This is a genomic window from Embleya sp. NPDC020886 (genome assembly GCF_044333915.1).
Lineage (GTDB): Bacteria > Actinomycetota > Actinomycetes > Streptomycetales > Streptomycetaceae > Embleya.
The window spans coordinates 68918-86013 of record NZ_JBIRRX010000027.1 but is presented as its reverse complement, the minus strand read 5'-3'; the positions used below and the strand labels follow the sequence as shown (position 1 = coordinate 86013).

At 71.2% G+C, this 17096-nt stretch carries 16 protein-coding genes and 1 pseudogene; 7 read left to right on the top strand and 10 right to left on the bottom strand.

What is annotated here, in order from left to right; translation table 11 throughout:
• Both ACH4U8_RS44545 and ACH4U8_RS44540 read left to right on the top strand, forming a co-directional pair.
• On the top strand, window positions 1–904 hold a 904-nt coding region (locus ACH4U8_RS44545), incomplete at its 5' end, for a helicase associated domain-containing protein (RefSeq protein ID WP_395784330.1).
• 789 nt (window positions 905–1693) lie between these two features.
• Window positions 1694–2104, top strand: coding sequence for a hypothetical protein (locus ACH4U8_RS44540; protein WP_395784328.1), 411 nt, complete (start codon window positions 1694–1696; stop codon window positions 2102–2104).
• Window positions 2105–2250: 146 nt separating this feature from the next.
• Here ACH4U8_RS44540 and ACH4U8_RS44535 read toward each other — a convergent pair whose 3' ends face one another.
• From ACH4U8_RS44535 to ACH4U8_RS44520, 4 genes are all read right to left on the bottom strand, one after another.
• Window positions 2251–2607, bottom strand: coding sequence for a hypothetical protein (locus ACH4U8_RS44535; protein ID WP_395784326.1), 357 nt, complete (start codon window positions 2605–2607; stop codon window positions 2251–2253).
• Entirely contained in the window at window positions 2604–2963 is a 360-nt protein-coding gene (locus tag ACH4U8_RS44530; RefSeq protein ID WP_395784324.1) for a hypothetical protein, read from the bottom strand. Before ACH4U8_RS44530 ends, ACH4U8_RS44535 begins: the two co-directional genes overlap by 4 nt.
• A 560-nt stretch (window positions 2964–3523) precedes the next feature.
• A complete protein-coding gene (locus ACH4U8_RS44525; RefSeq protein ID WP_395784322.1) occupies window positions 3524–3745 on the bottom strand; it encodes a hypothetical protein in 222 nt (73 codons plus the stop codon).
• A 547-nt stretch (window positions 3746–4292) separates the two neighbouring features.
• Window positions 4293–4592, bottom strand: coding sequence for a hypothetical protein (locus tag ACH4U8_RS44520; protein WP_395784320.1), 300 nt, complete (start codon window positions 4590–4592; stop codon window positions 4293–4295).
• A gap of 480 nt (window positions 4593–5072) precedes the next feature.
• Between ACH4U8_RS44520 and ACH4U8_RS44515 the strand changes: the two genes are divergently transcribed.
• The 4 genes from ACH4U8_RS44515 (at window position 5073) to ACH4U8_RS44500 (ending at window position 10194) form a co-directional block, all read left to right on the top strand.
• On the top strand, window positions 5073–5909 hold the full coding sequence (locus ACH4U8_RS44515; RefSeq protein WP_395784318.1) for a hypothetical protein: 837 nt from the start codon (window positions 5073–5075) through the stop codon (window positions 5907–5909).
• Between the two features lie 116 nt (window positions 5910–6025).
• Window positions 6026–8629 carry a TniB family NTP-binding protein gene (locus tag ACH4U8_RS44510; RefSeq protein ID WP_395784342.1) on the top strand — a complete coding sequence of 868 codons (2604 nt, stop codon included), beginning with the start codon at window positions 6026–6028 and terminating at the stop codon, window positions 8627–8629.
• A 499-nt stretch (window positions 8630–9128) separates the two neighbouring features.
• Complete coding sequence (locus tag ACH4U8_RS44505; protein ID WP_395784316.1) at window positions 9129–9476, top strand: PadR family transcriptional regulator; 348 nt, start codon at window positions 9129–9131, stop codon at window positions 9474–9476.
• A gap of 109 nt (window positions 9477–9585) precedes the next feature.
• Entirely contained in the window at window positions 9586–10194 is a 609-nt protein-coding gene (locus ACH4U8_RS44500; protein WP_395784314.1) for a hypothetical protein, read from the top strand.
• Between the two features lie 63 nt (window positions 10195–10257).
• Here ACH4U8_RS44500 and tpg read toward each other — a convergent pair whose 3' ends face one another.
• The 6 genes from tpg to ACH4U8_RS44470 all read right to left on the bottom strand — a co-directional run bounded on the left by tpg (window position 10258) and on the right by ACH4U8_RS44470 (window position 15253).
• Window positions 10258–10824 (bottom strand): telomere-protecting terminal protein Tpg, encoded by a 567-nt coding sequence (gene tpg, locus ACH4U8_RS44495; protein ID WP_395784312.1) that lies wholly within the window; start codon window positions 10822–10824, stop codon window positions 10258–10260.
• 9 nt (window positions 10825–10833) lie between these two features.
• Complete coding sequence (tap, locus tag ACH4U8_RS44490) at window positions 10834–13089, bottom strand: telomere-associated protein Tap (protein ID WP_395784310.1); 2256 nt, start codon at window positions 13087–13089, stop codon at window positions 10834–10836.
• A gap of 67 nt (window positions 13090–13156) precedes the next feature.
• Entirely contained in the window at window positions 13157–13375 is a 219-nt protein-coding gene (locus ACH4U8_RS44485) for a hypothetical protein (protein WP_395784308.1), read from the bottom strand.
• A gap of 456 nt (window positions 13376–13831) precedes the next feature.
• The gene (locus tag ACH4U8_RS44480; RefSeq protein ID WP_395784306.1) at window positions 13832–14299 is read right to left on the bottom strand and encodes a transposase; all 468 of its coding nucleotides are present in this window, start codon (window positions 14297–14299) and stop codon (window positions 13832–13834) included.
• Window positions 14300–14340: 41 nt separating this feature from the next.
• A complete protein-coding gene (locus ACH4U8_RS44475; protein ID WP_395784304.1) occupies window positions 14341–14733 on the bottom strand; it encodes a hypothetical protein in 393 nt (130 codons plus the stop codon).
• A 274-nt stretch (window positions 14734–15007) separates the two neighbouring features.
• Window positions 15008–15253, bottom strand: coding sequence for a hypothetical protein (locus tag ACH4U8_RS44470; protein ID WP_395784302.1), 246 nt, complete (start codon window positions 15251–15253; stop codon window positions 15008–15010).
• A gap of 416 nt (window positions 15254–15669) precedes the next feature.
• Here ACH4U8_RS44470 and ACH4U8_RS44465 point away from each other — a divergent pair.
• Window positions 15670–16566: pseudogene (locus ACH4U8_RS44465) on the top strand (hypothetical protein); the annotation flags it as partial.
• Between the last annotated feature and the right edge of the window lie 530 nt (window positions 16567–17096).

Below are 17096 nucleotides of genomic sequence, written 5' to 3'. Positions count from 1 at the left end.
ACACCGCGTGCGCAACCTCGTCATGCTCGGCATGGTGTGGTCCCATCCCGACGCCGCCTTCGACGACGGACTCGCCACCGCACGACGGTATGTCGAACGCGTCGGACATCTCGCCGCGCCACAAAACGCCATCCAGGACGGCGTGAGAGTGGGTCAGTGGTTGGCGAACCAACGACGCCACGGCGTGATGGACGCACATCCCGAACGAGACGACGCGCTAAGGGAGTTGGACCCGTGGTGGCGACCCGACGGGTGGACGATCGCCTGGCAACGCGCCGCCAACGAGGTCCGACTCTTCCTCGGGCGCGGCGGGGCCCTCGACGAACTCGTACCCGGGTACACCGCCGGCGGCGAAGACATCGGCCGATGGGCGCAGCGGCACGCCAGGCCCGCGGTCCGGGCCAAGCTCCGGCCCGGACAACTCGAGCAACTCCACGAACTCGGCATCCGTCCGGAAGACGGTGGCGGCGCAGCGGCGGGGAGTGGCGGCGAAGCCGGTGACAACGGCGTCGGGGAGGGCGTGGCGGTTGCTGTCGGCGACGGTGGCGCGGATGGGCGCGGCGGGAGGGCATGCGGTGCCGGGAACGGCGTGGCGGGGGGCGTTACGGCTGCGGGCGTCGGGGCCGCCCGGGCGTCGAGGCGCGGTCGGGGTGCGTGGGAGACGGCGTTCGCCGCAGCCGTCGCCTACCGCGAACGCGAAGGCGACCTCGAAGTGCCTCGGGCGCACGTCGAGACCGTGGCGACAGAGACCGCGGCCGGGCCCGAGGACGGCACGGGCGAGGGCGACACCGCCGTCGGGGTCGAGGTGCGGCTCGGCAAATGGGTCAACAACCAACGCACCCGACGCGGATCGCTGAGCGAGGAACGGGTGCGGCTGCTCACCGAACTCGGCATGCGGTGGTGAGGGGCGGTGTCGGGCCGGGGGTTCGTGTTCGGCGGGTGTGAGATTCGCAGTGAGATCGAGGGGGGTGGTGTCGGTGGGGGTGTTTCGGGTCGCTCCGGTCGGGGGTGAGACGACGTGGTCGTTCGTGAGCCGGGTCGCGGGGTGTTACGGGTTGGACGCCGATGCCCTGGCGGGGCGCTGGGGGTGGCTCAACCACCGCCCCCGGCATCGGGGTGGAGGGTTGCGGGCGGACGCGGAGGTGGTCCTGGACGCGGCGGGGCGGCGGGTGTTGGTGGAGTTGTGTGGGGTCGGGGAGGCGGTGCTCGGGCGGGCGTTGCCGTCCTGGGGTCGGGAGGAGGAAGCCGCCGGGTGGGGGGCGAGCGAGGAGGTGCCGCGGGGGTTGTGGCGGGTGGGCGGTGTGGTGGTGGGGCCTGTGGCGTTCGGGTGTCGGCTGTGTGCGGCGCGGCGTACGGGTGCGTCGGTGAGTGTGGTTCGGTATGCGACGCGGTGGGAGCGGGTGTGTGTGCGGCACGCGCGGTGGGGGCTGGACGCGGACGCCGACGGGGTGCCGGAGCATCTGGGGTTGCGCGAGGTGCCGGAGGTGGTGGCGGCGCGGCGGCGTTGGGCGGGTGTGGCGCGGCGGGCGTTGCGGGCCGGGGTGGATCCCGGGGAGGTGTTCGGGGTCGCGTGGGCGGTGGTGTGCCGGTGGTGGGAGTCGGCGCTGCACTGGGAGTGGGAGGAGATCTGGCCGCGGCGGCTGCACGCGGTCGCGGGCGGGGACGCCGGGGGGGCGACTTCGAGTGGTGGCGGGTGGTCGGGCGGGACGCGGTCGTCTTCCCGGACGTGGTCGCGGTCGCGGACGCGCTGCTCGATCCGGGCATGGCGGAGCGGTTGTGGCGCGGCGGCGGTGCCGGGCGGCCCCGGATGCTGCGGGTGGACGGGGCGTTCTGCCGCGAGCTCGGGGTACGGGTCGGGCGGCCGTGGCTGGGGTCGGTGATCGCGGTCGAGGACGGTGGGCCTTTGATCGCGTGGATGGGCGCCGTCGTCCGCAGGCGGCGTGGGGACGCGGGCGCGGGTCCGGGTGTGGGGTTCGGGTGGGTGGACGATCCGTGGCGGGTGTTACCAGGCGGTGATTTGGAGGATATAGACGCGTTCGTGGCGGGGGACGGCCTGGTAGACGAACATGCCGTTCGCGACAAGGGCGGTGCCGCCTTGGGGTGACATTCCCTCGTAGGCCTCGCCGTGGACGTACAGGGCCTCGGCGGCGCGGACAAGTTCGGCGGCCCTTTCCTCGACTTGGACGATCAGGACCGGTGGGGCGCCTGCGGTCACGTACGGTTCGTCGGGTTCGTACTCCCACGCCCAGGTCACGCGGTGGCCTCGCGGGCCTCGGCGAGGACGGCGAGGAGTTCCGCGCGGGCGGCCTGCCAGGCGGGGTCGTGGCGTTGCAGGGTTTGCAGGGTCTGTTCGGCCGCGTGGCGGCGGGCGAGGAGGTCGGGGCGGCGTTCGACCTCGACCTCGCCCGCCCACACCGTCAGCCACCCCTGGATCGGTCCCAGGTGGGAGGTTTGGGCGGCGAGTTGGAAGGCCTCGTTCTTCTGGCGTTCCATCTCGGGCAGGCGGTGCGGGGCGATTCGGGCCAAGGCCACGCGCAGGGCGTCGGGGGTGCGCTCGGGGCGGGGCAGGCGTTCACCGTCGGGCAGGGGTGTGGTGGGCTCGCTCATGCCGCGTCGTCCTCTCGATGGGTGCGGGGTACGTGGCCGGTCGCGGTCAACGTGGTGGTGAGGTGTCCGTCGACGTAGCCGCCGAGGAGCAGTTCGCACAGGACGGGCATGGACTTCACGCCCGCCGCCGCGCGCCGGTGGTCGGCTCGTGACCACACGTGATGGGACAGCGGGCCCGTGCGGCAACCCCTGCGGGGGGTGCCGTCACGGGTGGGGCCGAGGGAGCGGCCCGCGGGTGGGGTCACCGTCACCCGGCCGTCGGCGAAGGCGTGCAGGAGGGCCTCGAGCACCGGGGTGAGGTCCAGGGCGTCGTCGGCCGCGCGGGCGCGGGCCCGTCGCCACACACCTGTGTCCATCCACACCAGACGCTCACGCGCGGCCGATGGAGTGTCGACGGCGTGCGCGCTCGCGGGTCCTGTGTCGGCACTGCTCGAAGGGGGTGTGCCTCCCCGATCGGGGGCTCGGGAATCGGCATCGCCGTCATCGAGCATGGCACTCCTTCGTTCCGCGTACGGGACCCTCCGTCGCACCCCGGGGCCACAATCCTAGATGTGCTACATCGAGCCTGCAAACCCCTGCGACATCGACTCTTCGTGTCCTGCGGGGGCCATTCAGCCGGAACGCCCCACCTTCCACGGCTGCGGGCTGCCTCATTCGCGACGTCAACCATCACGCGTACGAAATCCGTCCGACTCCCGACGTGAGGGAAGGAGCGTTGCGGAGCGTGCTACGCGCCTGCATCCGACCCGCTCCCGTCCGCAGGGAGTTCGGTACAGGGCGGGCGGGACTCGGCACGGTCGATCATCCACCGCTCCAGAACGGAGGGCACACGGCCGACCAACGCCGTACCGCCCGCGAGGACTTGTAATCCGCACCAGGCGTCGACCACGACACCCGCGAGCCGCTCACCCCAGTACTACAGGTGCAGACCGAACTCCGGATACCGGCCCTCCTCGATCGTGTAGACGTTCGCATCCGCCGGACGACTGCGTCTGTACCGCTCGGTTTCCGTCGTGACCTCGCTCATCGCGGCCGCCAACTTGTCGGGGCCCATCCCGAAGCGCAGTGGCCCCACCCTTACGAACGGCTCCGGCATCCGGGTCCGCCGCTCGTCGTCCGCCGGCACACGCCACTTCACCCGTCGAACACGATCACGGAACCCACAGGCTCCGCGGACACCGCCGCCATGCCGCGAACCCGCTGTCCCGGCGGCTTGGATCCGGCTCACCGACCACCTCCGACTCGGCCTCGAAACCGACCCTGTCGTCCGCCGTCACCGAGGCACCCCTCCTGCCCGGGCCGGGCGGGCGTGGGCGCGAGGCCCCACCGGTGGAGCCGGTCCGGTCGTAGTCTCGGGCAAGCACTCCTTCCGCACCGCCCGCCTACGTGCGGACAGCCCCCGGGAAACGTCCCCTCGCCGAACCGCCCGGCGCTTGGCGCCGTTCCGGGAGCATCCATGCGCACACCCGGGGCGGACGCCGACGGGCACGAGGTCGTACTCGTTCGGCTGATGGTGAACCACGCGAATACCGCGACCGACGCCTTGGACCACCCGCACAACCGGGGCGCCGACGTGGCCTCCACCTCGTTCACCGACCGCGACGCCGTCTCGAATGGCCCGTTCACCCCTGACATCGCCCCTGCCGGCCACATCCCGCGCCCTCACATCGGCGCTGCGGGAGGTCTCAGCGTCGGAAGCCGCGGCCGGGGTCGCGCACCGGGGTGTTCCCGAAGGGCTCGAACCAGTTGTTCCGGCGAAGGTCTCCGATGCGGAGATGTTGGTTCACCTCGCCCGCAGGATCCTCGATGCCGTCGAAGCGGGCGTTGAAGAGCATGAGGACGTCATGGTCCTGGAAGAACAGGTCCGAGCACATGTCCCAGTCGTAGTCGTCCTCGTGCTCGGGCAAGCGACCGTGAGCGTCGTCCGACTCGTCGATGTCGTCCAGATAGGAGGGTGCGTCCTCGATCGCGAGATGAAGTGCCATCTCCTCTGCGGTACAGGAGGGTCGAGGCCACATCCCTCGCTCCAGATCGTCGGCGAGGTCGTCGAAGGCTCGGGCCATGCGGCGACGCGGCGCTGCTGCTCGCGGAAATGGCGGTGCCGCACCCGATGCGGCCCGGGTGGCCCGACGCGCTGCGCTTCGCCCACGCCCGGCTGCTCTCGCGCGAACGGCTGATGACGATGGACGAACGCCTCAAGGCGCGGCCGGTCGTGGTTCCGGAGACGATCGTCGTGGACCGGGGAAAGGTCTTCCTGTCGGGGGCGTTCACCGCGGCGTGCGAGACGCTCGGGATCAGCGTGCACCCGGCCCCGCCGTTCGCGCCGACAGCGAAGGGCATCGTGGAGCGCACCTTCGGGTCGATCGACTCCCTGTTCTGCCGACACCTTCCGCCGTGGCAGGAACGCCGGGCACGAGGCGTGCCTCGGCGTCGCCCGACTCCAGGACCTGCTCGACGAGTGGCTCTTGCACTGGCACCACCGCCCCCACGAAGGGCTGCGGCATCCGGTGATGCCGAAGGTCGCGTTGACGCCGAACCGGATGTGGGCCGCGCTCGTCGCGGTCGCCGGGTATGTGCCGGTACCGCTGACCGGCGGCGACTGCCTCGAACTGCTGCCGGTGCGATGGCAGGCCGTCGGCGGACGCGGGATCCGTATCGACCATCGCACTTACGACTGCGGCCTGTTGGGTCCTTTTCGGGGGCAGTCCTCCGGGATCGTCGCCCGAGGAGGGAAGTGGGAGGTCCACCACAACCCCCACGACGGCCGCCGGGTGTGGGTACGCCTGCCCGACGGAGATCTCACCGAGGTGCCGTGGATCCACCGCGACCACGCCCACCACCCGTTCGACGTCCACGCGTGGAGGCACGTGAGGGAGAACGTCGAACGACGCGGGGACCGCGAGCGGCACGAAGCCGACCTCGCCGACGCCCTCGCGGCGCTCCTGCGCGAGGTCCGCCCCGCCGCGGGGCCCGCCCGCGGCCGGAGCCGTGAACGCGAGGGCGCAGCGTCGGATCGGGCGGCCGGCGGGGCGCACCGCGTCGTGGGGCAGGCGGTCGCGGGACGTGACGGGCATGCCGCGAACTCGGAGAGTGTCACGGGATTCGCCTTCCCGGGGCGGGCACCGGGCGCGGCGGCAGCCGACGGTGCCGGTGTGGAGAGTCTGGACGACCTCGACGACGGCGGCGGCGGGTTCCTCGACGAGGACGCGGACTCCGAGTCGGAGACGGAGCCGGGTGGGGCGTTTGGAGGAGCGGGCGGGTTCGGGTTGTACGACGCGCACGCCGAGGCCGAGTCGTGGTGACCGGCGCGGAGGCGGCGGAGGGCCGGTGGCCGTCGCCCGTGACGTGGGACGGCTTCCGGGACTTCGTCGACCGGCCGCCCGTCACACCGCCCGAAGCGGGCGCGGCCGAGCGCGGGATGGAGGAACGCCTGGCGTATCACTCGCGGTTCGCGGTCGTGCGCACCCCGACGATCGACGCGATCTCGCGGACGGTGCGCACCCTGATGATCCCGGGCCGCCACCAGGACACCGGCGCCCGGCCCTGTGTGATCGTCACCGGGCCGCCGACCACCGGCAAGACCACCGCGCTGCTGCAGGTCGGACGGGCGTGCCACCTCGCGGAGGCCGCCCGACGCGGCCGGGGGGTGGAGGGGTGGGTGCCGGTGGCGTACGTCCTGGTCCCGCCCGGCGCGAGCGCGAAGGCCCTTGCCGGCGAGTTCGCCCGGTTTCTCGGGGTCCCGGTCACGGCTCGCATGACTCAGACGCAGATCGTCGACGCGGTGTGCCACACCTATCGGAAGGCGGGGGTGAGGCTGGTGGCGATCGACGAGATCCACCGCCTCAACCCGCGCACCACGACGGGGGCGGAGGCCGTCGACCTGTTGAAGGACCTGACGGAGCGCATCGGGGCGACGTTCGTGTTCGCGGGCATCGACGTGACGGCGACTCCGTTGTTCGGGGGTGTGCGTGGGGCGCAACTCGCCGGGCGCGCCACGGTCGTCGACTGCGGGCCGGTCCCCCTCGCCGGCGGGGGCGGGCGGACGCCGTTCCGTGACCTGGTCGCGGCGATGGAAACCTGTCCGGACCTGCGGGAACACCGCGCGGGGACACTCCCCCGCACGGCGTCGTATCCCCCGCGCCCGCACCGGCGGACGCATCGGCAGCCTCGCCCGGCTCATCCGCCAAGCCGCGATCGCGGCGATCCTCGACGGCACCGAGAAGATCACCAAAGGCGGCCTCGAGGCCATCGTCCTGGACCACACCGCCGAGGACCACTACCGCCCTCGGGTCACCGGACGCACACGGGCCGGTGGCCGAACACGCCGACACGACACGTGAAGGCGACCGGGACCGGTCCGCTCCCGGGAGCGGGAGCAGAGTCGGGATCGGGATCGGGCGGACTCCCGAGACACGGCGACCTGCGGGGACCGGCCGCCGAACCCGCGTCGCGGGACCGGACCGACACGCGACCGGGCGCGTTTCGTGTGGCTCCCCTGCCCCACGAGTCCACCGCCTCCTGGGTCGGCCGCTTCGCGGCGACGTATCGGCAGAGCGTGCCCGAGTTGCCGGACGGCATCGGCATCACCACCACGGGCGCGCGGGGCGCCGACGACCGCGACACGACCGAGATCCACCTCGACGACGCGGCACGACACCGACTCGCCGTCCTCACCCGAGTCCCCCAACACCACCTCGCACGAGCGCTCCCCCACCTCGAACGGCCCCGGGACGGGTACCCGGCCCGAACACCGGACGCCGTCGGGGCGACCGGGGCCGGCATCGCCGCGTGGCACCGCCCAGGCCCGTACGAACAACCCTCGTGGGCGTGCCCGTGGTGCACCCTGCGCCACACCGCGGGCACCACCGCACGCGCACGCGCGTACCTGCCCACCCACCGCGTGTGGTGCCCACGGCACGCGTGTTGGAGCACCAACGGGCCCCGACCGCGACTCCTGGACACCCGGAGCCTGCCCGAACTCGCCGACGTGTACAAAAGCCACCGGCGGCTCCTGCGCCGGCCGAACGCGAACAACGCCTACACGTGGGCACAGGCGATCGTCACGCGCCGGCAACGACCACGAGCTGTACCTCACCGGCCGGTGGCGGGCACGAGGACACCGCCTGGGCGCCTCCAACCCCGACCACGCGGCTGCGGAAGGAAGTTCCCGGGAACCCACCGCCCGGCCCGTGATCGTGTATCCCGAAACGGTCACCCTCGCCCGCGCCCTGGCCCGCACACGCCTACCGGCGACACCCCGACCCGACCGACACCCGGCCGCGGGCGCTTTCCTCGAACACACCGCCCACACACTCGGACTCGGCCGCCTCACGCCCGGCCCCGACGACCTCCTGTGGTCCTGGACCCGCCACCACACCCGACCCCGAAAACCCCACCCCCGCGGGCCGAGCCCTGGGACCACCCGCAAAACAAGGCCGGCAACCGCTGCGCCCTGAGGCATCCCCATTCGAACCGCACAAAATCTCAACGCATCCCACAACACCCGCGAAACCCATTACAAGTGCGAAAACCCCAGCCCAGGCATACCACCGAGCCATACCCGAACACCCCACCCCACACCCCGAAAACCCACCCCGCCGGCCCTACACCCCCGAAAACATTCCGACACAACTGCGAAACCCCACCCCATACCCCCCACACCACCCCACACCACCCCACAACCAACAACCACTCACAGGCGTGCGCCGTCCACCTCGCCGATGGTTGGTCCTCGCCTTCGTCACTTCGCTGGCCTCGGCTGCTCGACCTCGACGCCGTACCACGATCAAGGCTCGTGTGCCCCGAGAGCCGGGGCCAGCCAACACACCGCTCCTCCAACGACGCTACCGAGGGCATGCTCCAGACGAACGACGGCTCCACCCGGGCCGGGGCCATCCTCGAGACCATCGGACCGAAGCCCGCGCCACCTTGCATAACAAGGTCGCCCGCTGCGCGGCCGCTCGCGGACGCGGGCGGCATTCCCCACCAGAAAGAGTGGGCGGGCTTGATTTCCAGCGCATGAGCGTGCCATGGCCAACACGCGGGGCACCGGTACGTGGGTGGCCCACGCATAAGCGGACCGAAGCACTTCCGCGCGTCGGCGCCGCCTTGGCCGCCGGGCCTCACAGCTCCTCACAGCTGCCTCCCGGCGGTCGTCTGTGGGCCCGCGTACGCCGAACCGTCCCCGGCAAGGCCCCGGCCGGGTCGGGGCACGGTCGCGCGTCACCGGCGGGCCATGGGGCCTCGGGTCCTTGTCGGCGTCGTCGACGGAGGTTGCGTGCACAAAAGACAACGTCACAGCCACGCAGGGCTTCGGATGTCGGCTGTGGAGATCGAGCTCGACGTAATCGAGGTCGACGCTCGACGAGCACAGTTCGCCAGCGCGGCCTTCCACGACCCTATGTAGACAATCGATAGACCTATGTAGAGTAGCTACACGGCCTGGTTTCTACTGGGAGGAAACTCGGGCGGTCGACATAGGGGATATAAATGCTCATTTCACGCTCAGAAGGAGGGACAGCGTGAGGGTCAACGTCACCACGACCGTGGCGAAGGTCCTTCGCGTCTTTGTAGAGGACCCGCAGCAGCCGCGGTACGGCATGGAGATCATGCGCGCCGCACGCCTGGCGAGTGGATCGCTGTACCCGATCCTCGCCCGTCTGGAGAAGGCCCATTGGATCGTCGGTTCCACCGAGGACATCGACCCCAAGAAGGAGGGGCGGCCGGCCCGCCGCCACTACACCATGACCGGCGAGGGCCTCCAGGCCGCCCGCCAGGCCCTGGCGGAACTCCACGAACTCACCCGGGCCCCGGCGCCGTCGCCGGGGATCTGGCTCCCGGGAGCACAGGTCAAGGGGGAACACGGATGACCGCTTCCCCTGTCCCGTCGACGCCTCTCGCGAACTCGCGTGAACCGCGCGTCGGTTCGCCGCTCGGGATCTCCTCGGGCGGCGCGAACAGGATTGGAGTACCCATCACATGAACCGGGCGCAGGACGGATGGGATGCCGTGTTCGTCGCGTCCCAGGGCGGGGGTCCCGCGTTCCTCGGGGCGACCAAACCCGAGTGGGTCGTGGGGATCGTCGTCGGCATCGTCGTGTGTGTGGCCATCGAAGTGCTCAAGGTGGCGACCAAGAGGACCGGCAGGAGCCTGCCGTTCGTGCTGTTGCGCGTGGCCAGGATCTCGATGCCACGTGACCAGCGGTACTGGTACGGGGAAGTGTGGGTCCCCGAGCTCCACGAACTGCTGACCCGCGAGGGTGCAGGACGTTGGAGCCGCTACCGCCGGGGACTCGGATACGCCCTGGGCCTGGCCTTCGGCGGTGGACGCAGGACCGGGCGCGCGGCAAGAGAACCCCGTCCACGCCCTGCGGTGCGCACCTTCCGGCGGGCCTCCAGCTCCACGGGCCGCGCCCGCCTTGCCAAACGAGCCTTCGCGGGCGTCGTGGTGGCGGTCACACCCATCGTTTTCGTCTTCTTCAATCAGAGCCGCGACGTGGTGTCCGCCATGACCGCGACCATGAGCATCCTGGCATTGCTCACCACGCTGTACAGCGTCCGCCGAATCACACGTGGCAAAGACGTCTGACCGTTCACGAGCGAAGCCCGGGCATGGTGCGGACAGCGCCACCCGCGCTTCGGCGCGTCTGCGTCAGCCACGGATGTCGAACTCGACGTAGTCGATGTCGGTGAGCTCGACGGCCTCCAGATCATCGGCCCGGGTCCCGCCCTCTTGGAAGTACGACATCTGGAGGCCCGCGGCAACGATGCGCTCCAAGTCGCGTTCGGAGGCGCCGGCGTGGTGCGCGTCGAATAGTTCCTGGGCGTGGGTGGGTGACAGCGGTTGCGTGATGCGGCGCATCCGGGGGTCGTCGGTCGACCCGGCCGCCGAGGAGAACCCGAACCTTGCGCGGGTCTCGACGATGACGCCGCCGGTGGCGGCCGCGCGTTGTTCGACCCGGCGGCGGACCTGGGGTTGCCACAGCCGGCGGACCTCGGCGTCGATCTTCGCGTTGACGGGGCGGGGCGGGTTCTTGCGGTCGCCCTTGAGGTAGCGCTCGACGGAGCGCTGGCTCACCCCGAGGCGTTCGGCGACTTTCCGGGTGCTGCCGCGGTTCTTGCTGAGCAGGAATCTGATGCGGGCCTTCGTCGACTGCGGTGGTTTCCGGGTGAGGACGTGCTGGGCGGCCTGGTCCAGGCCGTCGCCGATCTTGCCCACGGCGGTCTCCTATTCGCCTTCGGCGACGGCGTCGACGCCCTTGATGTGGCGGGCCGGGTTGACGGGCGGGTTGTTGGCCAGGCCCTGGAGGACCCATTCCATGGTCTGGGTGCCCTCGTGCTTGACCAGGCCGGGGCCGGCGCCCAGGCGGAAGCCGGTCTTGACCGCCTGTCCGGGGACGGTGGGCGGGAGGATGTCGAGGGGGGAGGGTCCGGGGGATGCGTAGACGACGCAGTCGGAGAGGATCCCGAGCGGGTACAGCCCGGTGGCGGCGGCGAACTTGCGCATCTTGCGGTGCATACCGACCCGGGCCGTCGAGATGACCGCAGCACGGATGTCCGGGCGCCAGGTGGGGCGTTCGAGGGCGGCCCAGCGTTCTCCGCGGCCGTGGTGTGCGGCGCCCTGGGGGCGTTCGCGGAGCTTGCCGATGCCGCCCTTGACGGTGGCCTTGATCGCGGCCAGCACGATCGCCTCGGCGGGGTCAACCTGCTTGTGGCCGGCCATGGCCTCCAGGAACGCCTGGTCGTTGAGGTCGGGGGTGACACCGAGGCGGGCCATGGTGGTCATGTAGGCCTCGCGCAGGCGGGTGTACCAGGGGTCGAGGTAGGGACCGTTCTCCGGCCGGATCCACGCCTCGAACGGCTGGACGACGGCGCCGAGTTCGGCGGCGTAGGCGACGGTGGGGGTGGCGTACCAGCCGGGCCCGGTCGGGGCGATCCCGTTCGGGGTGAACGGGGACGGCAGGCGCGGGTCGACCCGGATGGCGGAGAGGTCGACGTACCAGCAACCCGGCATCTTCGGGTCGAACCGGGGCGCGGTGACGTGGACGGGGGCGCCGATGCCCACCGGGAGGCGGGACGCGGCGGCGAGGAAAGCTGCGTTGACGTCCAGGCCGATGGCCCAGGGGGCTTCGCCCTCGTCGTCCGTGACGGCGTGGAGCTCGCGCGACCACACGTACGCCTCCTCGACCAGGACGTCGCGTTCGTCGCGGTTCTGCGCAATCGGGTGCTCCGAGACCGCCTCTGGCGGCGCCGGGTCCACCGCCTCGAGGAGCGAGCCGGGAACGGGGCCGGAGCGCCAGGTCCCGGTGGCTTCGTCCTTGACGGCCTGGGTGGGCGGGCGCAGCTCGGTCATCAGGGCGAGGCCGGCGGCGGCGGTGGAGCCGCGGGGGGTGACCACGCGGGTGGCGTACGCGCCGAGCAGTGCGGCGAGTTCGGGTGCGGGGAGGGTGGCGGCGTCGGCCCAGGAGCGGGTGTCGAGGGCGTCCCAGCCCAGGAACGCGAACTGCACGCACTGACGGCGGCCGCCGTCGACGGGCTTGTAGACCTTGGTCCAGGACCCGAAGCCGCGCTTGGTGAGCTTCCAGCCGGGCTTGAGGAGCTGCTTGACGACGGGGTGGGACTCGGTCAGCCGCAGGTGCTTGCGGTCGTCCAGCTCGGCCGGCAGGCGCAGCCGCGCGGCTGCGGCGGCGGTGACGACGACCAAGGGGTCGGCGTCGCGGCTGGCGCGGTGCAGACGCTCCGCCCCCAGGCCCGCGTCCAGAGCCCAGGTCACCACGGTGAGCAACGTTTTCGCCGGGCAGGGCAGCACGGTGCCGTCGGCCAGGTACGCGAGGAGCGTGGTGGTGTCGGTGTCGACGTCCAGGACCGCGAGCGGGCCCGCCGGGAAACGCGCGGGCTCGACGTCGACGTCCTCGGTCTTCGCGCCCGCCTTGGCGGGCCTGCTCGGCGACGTCGCGCCGGCCGGGGCGCGGCGGTCCACCGATGCCGCTCGCGGCGACTTCGGCGCGGCTGCGGGCGCAGCGGCTGCGGGAGGCGTGGTCGGTGTGCGGGTCCAGGGCGCGGCCGCCGTGACGACCGGCCCGGTGGCCACGGCGGCCAAGGTGGCCGTCGGGTCGGGCGCTTGGGCGGCCGACTGCGCTTCCGGTTCGGGGGTCGTCGGGCCGGGCTCGTCGACGGCGGGTTCGATCCGCGTCGACTCGACGGTCCCGGTCCCGATGGCGTCAGCGGCCGGGTCGAGTGTGGGGTAGCGCTCGGCGAGGCCCTCGAGGAGTCGGGCGTAGGCGGGGCGTTGGGGCGGTCGGGGTTCGGTGCGGCCGGCTTCCCAGCCCACGACCGTCACGCGGGTGACGCCCAGCGCGTCGGCGACCTGCTGCTGGGTGAAGCCGGCGGCCTTGCGCAGCCGGACGCGTTCGGCGGGGGGCGGGAGATCGCTTTGGGCCTGTGCCAGCAGAGCGTCCACCGCATCGAAGAGCGAGTCGGACATGTTCCACCTCCTACCCTCGATCCTACCATGAATCAGACTTGCATTCGACCTGGATCGTACTCGGATTTTACATGAATCCGATGTTGCCTTCGCTGGTCTCGTCGATGGCGGCTTCCTTGCGGCGGCGTCGGTGGCGCGAGTCCGGGGCGCAGTCGACGGCGTCGCAGACGAGTTCGAGTCGGAGCGGGGAGAGCGGGTCGGCGTACCACGGTTCCAAGGGCGGGACCGGGAGCACGTCGGCGTCCCGCTCGGACGTCAGGCGCACCTGGCGCTCCCGGTCGCCCACCAGGCCCAGGGTGATGCCGGTGAGTGAGGGCGAAGGCGTCGCGGTGGTGGCCGATGGCGTGTTCGGCGGCGTCGTGACGGGCGGCGTCGATGTGTTGGTGGATGCGGCGACCCTGCATGGGGCAGCTCTCGCAGTGCCAGACGATGCCGATGTCGAGTTGCTTCGCGGCGAGGAGCCCGGCGAGCAGGTCGCCGTCGGTGGTGGTCATGTCGGCCTCAACGAGGACATGCGGCGGCGTGACACGGGACCGGTGGGAGGGAAGAAGGACTCGGTTTCGGGCCCCAGGGTGGAGACGTCGATGACGGGGAAGCGAACCGAAAGGCGTTGCCGAGGCCCCGGGTTGGGAGCACCACCGTCTGTTTACACCCGCAGGTGGGCGAGTCTGGGATATCTCCGGCGTAGCCGGCGAGGCCGTGACCTGGCCAAACGGGTCGCCCCATTACTGACTTCGGCGTGTCAGGGTGACGTTGGGGTGTCGAGGGTCAGGCCGGTGCCGGCTATGAAGCCGTCGAGGGTCTCGGGCCGGTACTGCAGGCGTTTGAGCAGGTTGCGGTCGAGGGCGACCACGGCGAGGTTGGCCGGGCTGCGCCTGACGTGTGCCCGGACCCACTCCACGGGGTTGAGGTCCGGCAAGTAGGCGGGCCGCAGGCACACCGTCAGCCGGGCACGTTCGGCGATCAAGTCCCGCATGGCGTGGGAGACGTGGGTGTTCAGACGGTCCCAGACCAGCACGATCGGCGCCTTGACCAGCTGGTGGACGCCGTCGATCGGCGCGATGAAGTCGCGCTCGCCCATGCTGCGGCGCTTGCCTCTGCCTGCGGGATGGGATCGCAGACGGTGGCACAGCCGGGTACGGGAGCCGGGCCGCATGGCGATCAGCCCGGCCACCGACAGACGTCCCGAGCGCCGGCCGCCGACCGTCACGACAGGGGTGCGGCCCCGTCGGCCCAGCCGAAGTCAGGTAGTCAATCGTGATGGTTCGGGAACGGCGGCGGAGCGGTGTGGCCGGCGGGGAGGTTCCCGGTGAACATGAACTCCTCCAGGGCCGTCACGAGCGCGGTCCGGCTCCTGGTGGTCCAGGTGCCGAGAAGGGTGGGCTCGCGGGCGCTCCGTCCCTTCCGTCCGAATCCGGCGAGCCGGAGGAAGTCGTCGCCGTAGGCCCCCTTGGGATCGCCCTCCGGCTCCCAGCGCGCGTCGAAGCAGAGCCCGTCGTGCACCCGGTGGCCGCTCACCAGCGCGGAGCCGTAGAACCACTCGATGGTCTCCGGTGAAGGGTCCACGGCGTAGAGGCTGTTGATGTCGATCCGCCAGCCGGGTGCCACGCGCAGGGGCTGCAGCCCTCGCCAGACCTCGCTCATGCCGTCCGCCGTTCGTCCGTCCGGCGGCGCGTTCGCGGACGTCCGCCGTGATCGTCCCGTACAGTACGGCACCGCCCCGGGGGTGGTGCCGTAAAACGTCGAGGGTCGGTGAGGGTGGCCGCCTCACGGCGGAAGGCACACCGTGGCTCCGGCCGGACCGGTATTCCACGGAGGCAATGGTTGGGCCCGGGGGCACACCCTCACCGACGCCGATCACAACCTGAGGCGCCGGCGGATCATTCCCGGCGTCCGGTGGCGACTTGTGCCGCGGGGTTCAGCCGGCGTCGGGGTGCTTGCCCTGGGCGATGAGGCCGGCCAGGAGTTCGATGATGCGGGCGTTTCCGCTGTAGACCTCCGCGGTGAGCGCGTCGATCTTCCGGTCGACGTTGCCGACCTCGAGTTGGAGGCTCGCCGGCTCGCTCTTGACGATGCCGAACTCGCGATTGTTCCGGGCCTGGGCGGCCTCGACGAGTCGGGTGAGCGCGGCGAGCTCGTTCCGCCCGATCGGGTCTTCGGGCATGTCGGTCGATCCTTCCGGTCGTCGGCCCCAGTATGGCGGGCGGGGTCGGTGCGCCGATCGGGTGCCCGCGATCGGCGCGGGTCACCGGGCCAGCCGTCCGCGCTCTCCGCACGGCGCGTAATCGGCCCGGCCCCTCGGCGGGCCGGTTCACGTGCGTGTGGATGCGGGTTTCGGGGCGAGTAATGGTGTGAGCCGGGAATTCGCCGGAGCCCTTGTCGCGAGACCCGAATCCACGTCGCGAGACCGCGTTCTCGCATGACGGTCGGAAATTTCGAGGACGTGCACGAATTTGCTCCGTGTCGTTTCCGCGTGAGTTGGATCGGGAAATTCGACATTTTGCATTCGGGTGCGAGAGGGGCAGGAATTCGTTAGCATAAGGTCTCCCCTCGTCATGCGCACACTCGCCCGGAGCGACCTTGCTGTTATCCGACAGGCCGGAAGTCTCCCGCTGGGACACCTTGCGGGCCAAGGCCGAAGTCCTCGCCGTCGCACGTACGTTGACGTCGGCCACGCGTCTGCTGGACGTTCTCCCCTTATTGCGTCCCGAGGACGGGATCAGCGTCTCCTTCACCATCAATCCCGGATCGGCGTTCGCCGCGGGGCTGGCGGGGCACCTGCGTTCCCTGGGCGCGCGTGTCCTGTCCTGGGAGGAGGCGACGAGACGTCCTTTCCGGTTGGCCGTGGCCGCCGCGATACACCCGGAGATGCGTCACCTGGACGCCCCGCTCGTGGTGATGCCACACGGCGCCGGCTACAACCGCCTGGTCCAGCAGTCCACGGATGACCTGACGTCGCCCGCCGGGTTGTCGCGACGCGAGTTGACCCACGAGGGTCGGGTGTTTCCCGCCGTCATCGGGTTGTCGCACGAGGAGCAGCGAGAACGCCTTCGCGAGACCTGCCCGGAGGCCTTGGAGTACGCCGTGGTGGTCGGTGATCCGTGTTTCGACCGGATCACGGCGAGCCTGCCGAGGCGGGAGCGGTACCGGCGACTGTTGGGCGCCACGCACGGTCGCCGGCTCGTCGTGGTGTCCTCCACGTGGAGCGAGCACTCGCTGCTGGGGCGACATCCCGATCTGCCCCTGCGGTTGGTGCGCGAGCTGCCGGCGGACGAGTTCGCCGTGGCGGTGGTGCTGCATCCGAACGTGTGGGCGCGGCACAGCCCCTGGAACGTGGACGGCCACCTGGCGCTCGCCATGGACGCCGGGTTGCTGACCATCGCGCCGCAGGAGGGCTGGCAGGCCGCGTTGATCGCCGCCGACTGGGTGGTCGGGGACCACGGTTCGCGCGGTCGTCGCGATCGTGCGCTCGCCCGCGGTGGTGATCGGCAAACTGGCACGCCGCCGCCCAACGCAACCTCTTCAACGGCATGCTCGGACAGCTCTACCACTGCCTCCAGCGACACGAACTGTTCGACGAACAGACCGCGTTCCCAACCGAAATCCCGGCCGCAGCTTGACCCGCAAACACCGTGAGGTGTCTCATCAGCGGATGCACGGGCCGTCCTCACCATCACCCCGACCCCGACCAGAGCAGCGGGACTGAGCCTCGCCCAACTGCGGTCCGCCCTCAAGCGTGCGGATCGCCGGCGGGGCATCGACGCCGCCGACAGGCGCGGCGGCACACGACGATACCGGTGTGGAGAGTCACTCGGCCTCGACAACGGCGACGAATTCCTCAACGAGGACACGAACTCCGACTCTGGGTGGGGCGTCCGGCGCAGGGGGCGGCGTCAGGTTCGGGGGGCGCGGTGGCAATGGCAGAGAGCGGGTGGGTACCACTGGCGTTCTCGGAGACGCTTGCTGCGGTGTCCCAGACGGCGAGCGGCAGGCTCACCATGTCGACA